The 10,785-nt window shown below is 51.3% G+C and carries 10 protein-coding genes and 2 tRNA genes; 9 read left to right on the forward strand and 3 right to left on the reverse strand.

Annotated elements, in window-relative coordinates:
- Positions 1 to 311: 311 nt before the first annotated feature.
- The 3 genes from VGA14_RS09615 (at position 312) to VGA14_RS00450 (ending at position 3,302) form a co-directional block, all read left to right on the forward strand.
- On the forward strand, positions 312 to 752 hold the full coding sequence (locus VGA14_RS09615; RefSeq protein WP_414690216.1) for an isochorismatase family cysteine hydrolase: 441 nt from the start codon (positions 312 to 314) through the stop codon (positions 750 to 752).
- Positions 753 to 996: 244 nt separating this feature from the next.
- Positions 997 to 2,694 carry an ATP-binding protein gene (locus tag VGA14_RS00445; protein ID WP_331001769.1) on the forward strand — a complete coding sequence of 566 codons (1,698 nt, stop codon included), beginning with the start codon at positions 997 to 999 and terminating at the stop codon, positions 2,692 to 2,694.
- A gap of 92 nt (positions 2,695 to 2,786) precedes the next feature.
- Positions 2,787 to 3,302 (forward strand): response regulator, encoded by a 516-nt coding sequence (locus tag VGA14_RS00450; protein WP_331001770.1) that lies wholly within the window; start codon positions 2,787 to 2,789, stop codon positions 3,300 to 3,302.
- A 6-nt stretch (positions 3,303 to 3,308) separates the two neighbouring features.
- Here the strand turns inward: VGA14_RS00450 and VGA14_RS00455 are convergent.
- Positions 3,309 to 3,383 (reverse strand) — tRNA-Val (locus tag VGA14_RS00455).
- Positions 3,384 to 3,465: 82 nt separating this feature from the next.
- On the opposite strand from VGA14_RS00455, the gene VGA14_RS00460 reads away from it, so the two are divergent.
- From VGA14_RS00460 to VGA14_RS00485, 6 genes are all read left to right on the forward strand, one after another.
- Positions 3,466 to 4,497, forward strand: a complete 1,032-nt coding sequence (locus tag VGA14_RS00460; protein ID WP_331001771.1) for a site-specific DNA-methyltransferase — start codon at positions 3,466 to 3,468, stop codon at positions 4,495 to 4,497.
- Positions 4,498 to 4,499: 2 nt separating this feature from the next.
- Positions 4,500 to 5,204 carry a 5,6-dimethylbenzimidazole synthase gene (bluB, locus tag VGA14_RS00465; protein WP_331001772.1) on the forward strand — a complete coding sequence of 235 codons (705 nt, stop codon included), beginning with the start codon at positions 4,500 to 4,502 and terminating at the stop codon, positions 5,202 to 5,204.
- A 47-nt stretch (positions 5,205 to 5,251) separates the two neighbouring features.
- Positions 5,252 to 7,639, forward strand: a complete 2,388-nt coding sequence (locus VGA14_RS00470; RefSeq protein WP_331001773.1) for a hypothetical protein — start codon at positions 5,252 to 5,254, stop codon at positions 7,637 to 7,639.
- Positions 7,640 to 7,669: 30 nt separating this feature from the next.
- Positions 7,670 to 7,744, forward strand: a tRNA-Arg gene (locus VGA14_RS00475).
- 20 nt (positions 7,745 to 7,764) lie between these two features.
- Positions 7,765 to 7,941: a hypothetical protein gene (locus VGA14_RS00480; protein WP_331001774.1), complete on the forward strand. Its 177-nt coding sequence runs from the start codon at positions 7,765 to 7,767 to the stop codon at positions 7,939 to 7,941.
- A gap of 235 nt (positions 7,942 to 8,176) precedes the next feature.
- Positions 8,177 to 8,980 carry a hypothetical protein gene (locus tag VGA14_RS00485; RefSeq protein ID WP_331001775.1) on the forward strand — a complete coding sequence of 268 codons (804 nt, stop codon included), beginning with the start codon at positions 8,177 to 8,179 and terminating at the stop codon, positions 8,978 to 8,980.
- Between the two features lie 49 nt (positions 8,981 to 9,029).
- Here the strand turns inward: VGA14_RS00485 and VGA14_RS00490 are convergent, their stop codons facing one another.
- Both VGA14_RS00490 and VGA14_RS00495 read right to left on the reverse strand, forming a co-directional pair.
- The gene (locus tag VGA14_RS00490; protein WP_331001776.1) at positions 9,030 to 9,281 is read right to left on the reverse strand and encodes a hypothetical protein; all 252 of its coding nucleotides are present in this window, start codon (positions 9,279 to 9,281) and stop codon (positions 9,030 to 9,032) included.
- A 278-nt stretch (positions 9,282 to 9,559) separates the two neighbouring features.
- Positions 9,560 to 10,423 carry a class I SAM-dependent methyltransferase gene (locus tag VGA14_RS00495; RefSeq protein WP_331001777.1) on the reverse strand — a complete coding sequence of 288 codons (864 nt, stop codon included), beginning with the start codon at positions 10,421 to 10,423 and terminating at the stop codon, positions 9,560 to 9,562.
- Positions 10,424 to 10,785 lie beyond the last annotated feature (362 nt).

Here is a 10,785-nt window from a genome sequence, read left to right on the forward strand (position 1 = left end):
GAGCCTATCCCAAAAATAAGACGCCGTCAGAATTTGGCAGTCATAACCGTCAAATATCAATTATTCCTATACAAGATAGGGCATCCATCGATGACTTACCTTACGATATCCCCATAGAGGTATTTTTGGGATAGGCTCTTAGTATGGAGACTGTGCACTATCGCGCGGTCGTGCCCAAGATAGCCGAGCTCATTAGACTTTGCAGGAGAGCCTGCATTCCCGTATTCTATTCCTAAGCCGTGCGCGAAAGGTCAGGCATCGATCTCTTGACCAGGTAGCACAAGATACTTCCAAAGGCGAGGGAAGAGAGGATACGAAAGAGGTCCACCTGCGTCGGGGGGACACGGGACGCGGATATTGTCGACGACCTAAAGCCGGCTGCGGCTGACAACATCGTCATAAAAAAGCGCGACTCGGCGTTCCAAGTAAGCGAAATTGGTGTTTGGCTCAAGAGCCTTGCCGTTGACGCGCTGATCTTTTGTGGTATAGACAAGTCGATATGCGTCGAAACCTCGCTCCGGGACGATTTTAACAACGATTTTGATATCATACTTGTTTCCGACGCACTGCCTCGGGCAACCGCAAACACTTTGAATCCGCGCTTGAGATGGTTAGGGAATATTACGGCATTTTCATGGAGCTTGCAGTGTTTGCGAGACGCGTGCCACAAAAGCCGGCGCAAAAGACCAGAACCTAAACGAGATTTTAAAAACCAACGCCTTGTACGCTTCAGGATGGCTGTCAGGTCCTGAGACTGCATGATGATTTCATTGGAACTCATACTTAGAAGTTGGGTTGTGAGATTGGCGAGTTTCATCTCAAATAATCTTGAGATGAGTTCATCGACTCTCTCTCTCACTCACTCACAAACATGTCCCAATTTTGCCATGTCTCATGCACCCGGTGGACATTATCTCAATTTTTGATAATAGTTATATTCGTGAAAGTACAACATCAAAATATCTATATGGGCTGTCGACCCGGGGGAAGATAGGCATGGAAATAAGAACGAAGTTGTTCCTGAGCTTCCTCGCTATGGGAATACTCTTGGGTACCGCAGGTTACTTGTTTTACAACCAGATATCAGAAGTTAACCAATCAACCGCAGAAGTGCAAAAGCAAGCCAGCACCATAATAACTCTTGGCAGCATCGAGTCTGATTTTGAGCACCTTAACGGCTCAGTTCTTGCGTATGTGTTGCATGCCTCGGAAGCCTCCACAGAGGAGGAATTACAGCTTGCACAAGACCACTTTGATGAAGTGCAACAAACGAAGATGGATCTTTTCGCATCCTATGAGCAATACAAAACCCTCGAGACCGATAGCGCCGCTGTAGATACTATAGGTGAGAACCTAGAGCACGTTGTAATGATCGGTGACGAGATGGTGGTGGCAGCGGCTCCTCCCACCGCAGGGGAAGCTACAACTTCTGACCACATGGCAGCAGCAGACCAGATGACAGAAGCTGACCACATGGCAACAGCAGACCAGATGACAGAAGCTGACCACATGGCAGCAGGTGCGGACGCCGGAGTGCTTCCCTTGCACCGCCTAGTCCTTGAATTTGATGAGCAGTCAATGATGTTTAGAGACGAGCTCAACCAACATATCAATGCAAACTTTGCGGAAATGCAGGTAAAACAGGCTAACGTCCTCGTGGACATCCAGAACACCCTTAACTTTACTATGTTTCTCACGGCCTCCGCCATAGCCGTGGTAGTCGTGATCGGAAGCTTGGTTGCGTTTTCTATATCAAAGAGGGTGATTCGCCTAAAGAAACAGGCAAATATCATTGCTCAGGGAAGCCTTGAAGAGGAGATACACATCAGCGGTTCCGACGAGATAACCGACTTGGCTTCCAACTTTGAACACATGAGGAAGAACCTCGTGAAGGCGCAAGAAGAGCTCAAGCACCGAAACGAGCAGCTACAGGATCTGAACGCTGTGCTTGAAAACGCAAACAACGAGCTGAAACAGCTAGACAGGATGAAAGATGAGTTTATAGGCGTAGCGTCACACGAATTGCGCTCGCCCATACACCCCATTCTCGGCTACGCGTCGATGGCAAGGGAGGGCATGATGGGGAGTAAAGAGGCGCTCGATGTCATATACAAGCAGGCAGTGAGGCTCAGACAGCTTGCAACTGATGTGCTGGACGTGAGCAGAATAGAGAGCGGCTCACTGCCGTACACGATGAGAAAAATTGACATACAACAAGTCCTCGCAAACTGTGTAGAAGCGATAAAGCCAAACGTCAGCTCTGCTGTGTCTCTTGCCACAGATTTTGGAAAACAACAGGTCGAGATGGTAGGCGACAGCGAGCGCCTTACCCAAGTGTTCACAAACCTGCTTGGAAATGCACTAAAGTTCACGAAAAAGGGCAAGATATCTGTAGAGGCGAGCATTGCTAGGCCGGATACTCTCGTGATAACGATAAGCGACACAGGCGGCGGAATACCAAAAGAGATCCTGCCCAAGCTGTTTAACAAGTTCGTGACAAAAAAGGTGGGCGACGATGTCGCACATGGGACAGGGCTCGGCCTCTTCATAAGCAAGTCGATAGTAGAGGCCCACGGTGGCAGGATATCTGCCTACAACAACGAGACAGGTGGCGCCAGCTTCAAGATAGAGCTGCCTCTAAACAAAGACGGGGAGGACGTGCGGCCGGCGCCGATTGCCGTTAGGGCCGAATAATAAACCAACAAATCCCGCCGGAAAACGGAATGGATGTTGTATGTCATGTTACAGACAAGCGTTATATACACTCCGTGGCCAACTAGAGGAATATGGTTCTAAGAGTGTTGGTTGCGGAAGACGATGCAGACATGGCAAAGATGTACCGCGTCGCGCTTGAAGCCAAGCATCACACAGTGGTTATCACCGGCGACGGCGAAGAGTGCATTAGGGTGTACAGGGAAGAAGTCAAAAAGCTCGACAAAAAGCCATCTAGGTACGTCCCGTTCGACGTCGTGGTGCTCGACTACAGGATGCCCAAGATGGATGGTCTCGAAGCCGCGAAGAAGATACTTGAGATGAATAGGGCGCAGCGCCTGATCTTTGCTTCTGCCTTTGTCAAGGAGACGCTCCGGGACTCGGTCAGAGAGCTCGACCAGGTCGTGGAGCTGCTACAAAAGCCGTTTGAGCCCAAGATCTTGGTGGAACTCATCGAGAACACGGCGATAGTCAAGGAGCTTGAGGAGATAAACAAGATGCTGGCCGACATGAACCACGCCAAGTCGGACGACGAGCAGATAAATGAGTTGCTCAACGTGCTAAAACGGATACAAAAAGTTGGGTTTTAGAGAAAGTGGGCAGGGGGTGATTTGAACACCCGACCACCTCGATGTCAACGAGGTATCATAACCGAGCTAGACCACCTGCCCGTTTCTACGCTTCTACCTCTTGGGCCCAAATATATTGTATCAGTTAAGGTTAAGAGCACCCGGGCAGTTTGTAATGCGAAATTTGGCCGGCGAGTTTGAGGTTGTAAAGGGCGACGTCTATCGTGTCGTAAAGAACCTCCAGCCGCGCAGGTTTCGTGCAGTAGTCACCTCGCCGCCATATTTTGGCCACAGGCACTACGGCTCCCACAGGTCTGAAATAGGCAGAGAGCTTTCTGTAAACGACTACCTTGACTCACTGGCGCAGGTGTTTTCTGCCTGCAGAGAGCTGCTTGCAGACGACGGAAGCCTCTGGATAGTGATAGGCGACACGCGTCGACGCAAAGAGAAACTGCGCGTCCCGCACCGGCTTGCAGAGCGACTCGTCGATGCAGGCTACAAATTCAGAGAAGACATCGTCTGGTACAAGAAAAACAACGTCAGTTCCAGCGCGCGGGACAACTTTTCGCAGGCCTACGAGTACGTACTCTTTTTCTCAAAAGGCGTCCGCCCGTATGCCAACCTCAACGCGGTGAGGGTGCAGGGAAACGAGGCAGCGGAAGGGAGGAACAGGGTGCCGCCTGCAGGGATGCTGCAGTACGCGCCCATCAACACAGACAGAAAGGCCATGGACCGCATAGCAAGGGTAATCCACGGCGCGACATCGAAAACGCCCATATCTGAACTGCCAAGCACATCAGAGATTGCGCGCGCCTACGGCTACGACCCTGAAAAGTTCTGCCCCACCTGCTACCGCAAGTTCAAGAGGCACGCGACGCGGAGAAGAATCGGCGACCACAGCCACTACCCGATATTTGCCGTGTGCAACCCCCAGGGCAAGAACCCCACAAACGTGTGGGAGATAGCGACTAAGGCACACTATGGCAACGAACACTTTGCAATTTTTCCGGAGGAGCTGGTAAAGAGGGTCCTGTTGTTTGCAACCCAAAAGGGCGACTGGGTGCTTGACCCATTCTGCGGCAGGGGGACCACCGGAATAGCCGCCTTGTCGCTAGGCCGGAGATTTTTTGGCATCGACCTGTACGCTGAAAATGTTGAAAAGGCTAGGAGCAACATCGCAAATCTAATAACCGGTCTGGCGCCTGAGAAAGGCTGACCTTGGACTATACGTTCTCCGGCCCAGAAAAGGACGGCCTGTACAAGGCGATATTCTCAAGGCGCGACGTGCGGTCGCACTTTACCAATAAAGAGATCCCGGACGACGCGCTCGTGCGAATCTTGAACGCAGCTCACCACGCCCCCTCTGTAGGCTTTTCGCAGCCGTGGAACTTCATCCTGATAAAGGATGCTGACACGCGCAGGCAAGTCAAGGAATCATTTTTGCGCGAGCGGGAGCGCTCGATTAAAATGCTTAGGGGCGACGAGCGGCAGGAAAAATACGCGGGGCTAAAGCTCGAAGGCATAGAGGAGTCCGCCCTTAACATCTGCGTCACCTACGACCCAACGCGCTTTGGGCCATTCGTTCTTGGCAGGACATCGATAGAAGACACGGGCGTGTACAGCGTCTGCTGCGCCATCCAGAACCTGTGGCTTGCAGCACGCGCAGAAGGCGTGGGCGTGGGCTGGGTCAGCATACTGTCAAACGAGGACGTTGAGAGGATACTGGCAATACCATCACACGTCAAGCCGGTCGGGTACCTCTGCTTAGGCTACGTGCATGAGTTTGCGGACAAACCAGACTTGGAGCGCGCGCGATGGCTTCCCCGCATGGGGCTTGCGCAGGTAGTATGGTATGAGAAGTGGGGCGTCCACGATTCAACAGAATGGGCGGGGCTTGCTGACTCAGTCAACAAGGCCGAATAAGACAATATATACGTGGACAAGGGTTTATCGATGGTCCGGCAGGCACGTTGAGAGTTAAACCGGCAGGAGGCGACGGACACTATTTACGTACGTACGCTTGGCGTAGAAACAGTCTTGCGCTCAGCCTCCATTATCACGATGCCGCAAGATACCTCTTCATACTTTTGATATTTGCCGGGCTCCTGTCCTCTGGCTGGTTTGGAATACCACTCCTGCCGAGGTACTTTGTGGAGCCGGGGACTGATGTTGTCGCGGGCTTGTTTACGCTGTTCAGCGCACTTGGCACAATATGGGGGGTCATGGCGTACAGCGAGTTCACGAAATCTGCCTCTTCCATTGTCGAGGCGAGGCTTGCCGCGCGCCGACTCGACCCTGTGGTGGGCGAGTACGAGTACAAGTCTTACAATCCCGTTACAAAGGAGTACGACGATGGATTTGTTCCGTCTGGTCCGGTGGATTTCTGGGACAAAGAGACACACGTCCCGCCATGGATGGACAAGGGCAAATACTGGCACATACTCATATCGCTCCAGCACCCAGGCAGTGAGATAATGCTGCAGGTAGTGCGCGACCGAGACCTCCCATTTTGCAGTGGTAGGAGGAACGCGGCCGTGACGCAGAGGGAGAGGCCGTCAGAAGACGTTAGTGTCAGGCGCTACCGCTATGTCGTCAAGGTTCCGCAGTGGCTCGTCATGAACACCGAGCGTGAGCGGTTTTCCGACCTGCAGGTTGAAGGCGAAGAGCTTTCCGCGCTCATCGCCGACGTCAACATGAAAATAGTCGCAGCCACAAACGAGGTGGCCGGCTGGGAGGGGCTGCGCGTACGCTTCCCTTGGCGGTTCATGACATTTGTGATATACCTGAACAAGAGCCTCCCCCTTCGGATCGTGTACAGGCAGGTCATACGCAACTTTCCCGGCGCAAAGGAGCGCAAGATTGACCAGACAAACGTCAACTTGGCAAACGTCGCAGACGACGACCTAGTGGCAGGTATGATGGAACTTGCGCAGGCAAAGGGCATACAGCCGGCGAGGATAGACCGGCTTTATGCGCTCACCAGATTCATGAAAAACGCGTACACCCGCATGGGCCTTGGCGAGGGCGCAAGTGAGTATCATAACTTTCACCACTCCCTCGAGGTGTCATACATGGCTATGCAGATGTTGCCTAGCTCTTTCAAGGAGCACAATTTTGGCGCAAAAGACTATGAGATCTTGGTGGTAGCAGGGCTCCTGCACGACTATGACCCCTGTCAGCCGCTTACATCAGAGCCGGGCAAGCTCAAGGGCCCAAACGTGATTAGGACTATGGAAGAGTTGAAGAAAACAAGGGTAATAGACGCCTACTTTACCATGAGCACTGAAGAACTAGGAAACTATTTCCGCGAGTACGGCAAGGGCATGCCGGTCGCAATCGAGTTTTCGACGACGCACCCAGAGTATGTGAAGTCGGATTGGACCCCAATCGAGAGCACGATGGTTGAGGCGCTCATCTGGAGGACGGATTTTCCATTCTTCAAGCTGAAAAACGCGCAAGACAGGTACGCAGGCCTGCTTGCCGAGCTTGCGAAGATGGGCGCAGAGACTGAAAAGACAAAACTGATGTCAGAAGTGCTCTGGCTTGCCGATCTTGCGGTGACTTACATGGGCTCCGACCCCGTCAGGGCGTGGAACAGGGTCACCAACCTTTACGATGAGTTGTACCTGCCAAGGCTTGAAGCCGTGTCAAGGACAGACGCGTTCTTTTCCGACTTTGCTGATCTAGAGCTGTTCAGGGAGCTCTTAGCAAAGAAAACATTCCCTGATGTGTTCCGCCGGCGTTGGAACCTGATATACCAGTTCTTCCACGAGGGAAACCCGTCGACGCCCCTGAACCGCACGATAGAGATCGCGCGCAGGATGTACATGAAGGTTAACGTGGAGGTGGGCATGAGGCGAGGCGAAATATTGCAGGCGATGGCGGCGGAGAACTGGTCTGAGTATTTCATCGGCATCGGAAGGAACCAGAACGAGGTGCTCAAGGCCAAGTCTAGGCTTGCCGAGCTTGACCCGCAGAACGCGTCGGCATTCTGGGGCGACGCGGAGAAGCTCCTGCCGGCCATCACGGACAAATCGATAGACAACTTCCTCATAGTCATGCCCGAGCGCGACGCGCCGCTGTCCGGGCCGCAAGAGCGCACGCTTTTGCGAACGACGCTTGCCACACTTGCCAGAAAGCTCAGGGACGGCGGGACCGTCAAGATACTGACAGACATCGAATGCAAGAACGGCCAATTCGAGGTTCTGCTTGAAGTCGCCGGCAACGCAGGGCTTGCGCGCGAGATGCGCAAGGGCAAGGACTATTTCCCGGAAGGGTGGTATGACCCCGATTTCAAGAACGGAAAGCGCCAAGTCGTGACGCTTACGCCCAAGGCCGCGCGTGTGTCGAATGCTTAAAATTAACGCAACTTTGTTGAACACTAACGCGGGCTCGTAGCTCAGCATGGACAGAGCGAACGCCTCCTAAGCGTTAGGTCGAGGGTTCGAATCCCTCCGGGCCCGTACCTTTAGTGGTTCTTAAATTGGTTTCAGAAGTAGTAATAGGTGAGATAGTGTCAGTATCAGAGACCAAGCCATTGAACGCGTTCCTGTACGCCATCAAGAGCCCTGCGACCAGGTCCAGGTATCTCAACAGGCTGAAGAACTTCTTTGACTATATGGAGCTTGAGGGAGACATCAAGACTGTGCCGTGCAAGTGAGGGATGAGGTAAGCTAGCCCTCTCCCTTCTCTTTTGTTTTCCATTACTACATAATTAGCCATTATGTTGAAAGAGTAATCGCAACTATCAAGAGGTGGAAGAGATAACCTTTTCAGTCACACGTTTGTGTGGATAATAAGGCCACAGCAATGAGAAGCGACGTTTCCTCTTCTTGATTTTCTATAATACTTTTCCACTCTTACTTTTATAGAACCTTTTCCTATTGTCGTATGACATGGTAGAGAAACTTTTCGTGAGCAAGTTGCAAAATCCATTATTGACATTCGCGGCAGTGATACTGACATCAGCAGCCTTGGTACCCGTCATTGCAGGGAACATGATGTATGCTGAGGCGGCTCCCGCAGTGGAGATATGCGCCTTTGGGACAAACAATATCGTGAATGGTCTTACTGTCCATTCGGGTGAGAAATGTACTGTCGATGGCTATACTCTTACCAATACGGCGGTATTTTTAATTGAGGCCTCTGGAACGCTCAAGATTTCCGAAACCGGCACCTTCGACAACGCTGGAGGCATACTCAGCAATTCCGGAAGTATCAGGAATGAAGGTACTCTGTACAATGGAGGAGGAGGCGCTCAGATAATCAATCAAGCTGCGGGCACCATACAGAATGAAGGGAGCATTTGGAATGGCTTCATCACCTTTGGGCAGGACACCATTGCCAACTTTGGTACTATAAAGAATAAGGGCATCATTTACAATGGAATCGTAGGAAATGCAATTATCAATTTCGGAACAGGAACAATCCTAAACACGGGTACGATAGATAATGACGCTTTTTTCGAGAACCTTGGACTAATCAAGAGCAGGGGAACGATAGAGAATGATGGAGGCGGTGTCTTCATCAATTCAACAACAGGCGTCATCGAAAACGGGGGACTCATAGAAAATGACGTATCTGCCATCTTCAACAACCTCGGTACCATCAACAATCAGGGCAGCATCATTAACTGTGGGAGCTTCAGCAACACAGGCACAATCAATGGAAACCCCGTAGAAGCTGATTGCACTGGCTAGGAGAAAAGCAGTATCTCCGCAGCCTGAACCGCTTCCCTCCTTTTTCTCTTTATTCAATCTGTCCGTAAAACGTCATTATCGCCATGAACTTTTCGGCCTGCAAACATGAATCGCAGTACTCTTCAACAACTATGGCGCCGCCACTTCTGAAAAGAGCCTCCTTTGTCGCTGGCTGGCCGCAGTGGATGCATACCTGGGATCCGTACTTGCCTTTTGCATTCGGCCGCGGATCATATTCCCGTACCTGACATGACTCTTCGCAAGATAAGCCATAAACAAACTGATTTTGGAGCTCAAGCAAAGACAAATCTAATAGCCCCTGCGCCTTTATTAATTTGAATCCAATTTACGAACTGCTAGAGGCGCACAGACCTCCGGGCCCGCTCCTTCTTAATTCTGCGTCCTCTATCCCTGCTGAACTAAGGGAATTCGGTTCCACAGTGAGAGCGGACACTTGAAATGACGGCAAAACCATTGGAGCAGTTTCTAAGCTCCTACATCAATTTTGATGCATCTACAAATGTGCTATGAAAGCATTTCAAATTTGATTGATATGCCAGTAGCATTTATTGGACGTTTTCAACTTTTCCCGACTATGCAGATGACCTCGTTGTCCAGGTTTACCCTGCCATGAGAGTCGGCATACTGCCAAACTGCTTCCGTCACTGAATTCCACACCTGCTTTTTTCTTTCTTCAAGCTGACTGGATAGCATGGCTTGAATAGGCGCAGCGATCTGTTGGTGGAATCTGGTGTAGCTATCAGGCGAATCAAAGCCAAACGTTATTTGCAATGTCTCTATTCGAATGTCCTTGAATCCTGCTTTGCTGAACGAGCGTTCAAGGGCGTCGGCATCGGCCAAGGCGAAAGGGCCTGGCGTTCCGGCAGGAGGCGCAGGGGCATTGATCTGCTTTCTCACCGTGGAAAAGGCCAGGTCAAGCAATGGAACCTTCGAAGGCGTAGACCACACTGCCACAGACAGCCTTCCGTTTGGAGCTAACAGCTGCCTGATCCCGGTAAGAGCTGCAGGAAGGTTTGGAAGAAACATCAGGCCCCATCTCGAAAGAATTGCATTGAATGTCGACTTTGGCAAATCCAGAGCCTCTGCATCACTCTCTCTAAACTCCATTACATCATCCAGACCGAGCGATTTGGCTCGGGCCTTTGCGATTGCCAGCATCTGCGGAGAAATGTCTGTAGCCACCACCCTGCCGTTGGGCCTGACTCGCCTCGCTGCGGTGATTGCCGGCTCTCCTATCCCAGTAGCTATGTCCAGAACCCTGTCGCCGGGCTTGATATCTGCCAGTTCTACTATCTTGTCGCTGACTCTTTGCGCTCCTTGCTCAAAGGTCGCCCACCAGGTCTGCCAGCCTGCGGCAACATTGTCCCACATCTGGCGCTGTTGTGCCTTGAACTGTTCTGGGTTAAAGGGTTGTCCACCCATGCTAACGCACCTTTTTCATGATTAGTTGCAACTAGTTCTTTTACTTTCTCCAAAATCTAGGACATGAGCTTCTGATAAAAAAAACGGCTGCGTACTCATCTACCTTGATACCATAACCAGAGAAGTGCTATTTGTTAGAGTGTCAACGGCAGGAGATAGTTTCTTACCGATTTCGTAAAGCTGGTTAATTTGATCAGCTGTAGCCTGTTTGCTTCGTATGTAAGCGATTTTGTCACTCCAAATTGTTCAGGAAGTAATATTCGAGGCGAGTGGCGCAGCGTCTAACATAGTCGAGAAGGTTCTGTCACACTGGCGTTTGGTGGTATCCGGCTCACTTCCTACCACCAAACGATTTTTCGACA

Source organism: Nitrososphaera sp., assembly GCF_036397675.1.
In the GTDB taxonomy this organism is placed as follows: domain Archaea; phylum Thermoproteota; class Nitrososphaeria; order Nitrososphaerales; family Nitrososphaeraceae; genus Nitrososphaera.

What these genes read in the sequence shown, in the direction of transcription:
- VGA14_RS00495 (WP_331001777.1), bottom strand. Translation starts at nt 10,423, where the DNA reads ATGGGTGGACAACCCTTTAACCCAGAACAGTTCAAGGCACAACAGCGC.
- VGA14_RS00485 (WP_331001775.1), top strand. Translation starts at nt 8,177, where the DNA reads ATGGTAGAGAAACTTTTCGTGAGCAAGTTGCAAAATCCATTATTGACA.
- VGA14_RS00445 (WP_331001769.1), top strand. Translation starts at nt 997, where the DNA reads ATGGAAATAAGAACGAAGTTGTTCCTGAGCTTCCTCGCTATGGGAATA.
- VGA14_RS00450 (WP_331001770.1), top strand. Translation starts at nt 2,787, where the DNA reads ATGGTTCTAAGAGTGTTGGTTGCGGAAGACGATGCAGACATGGCAAAG.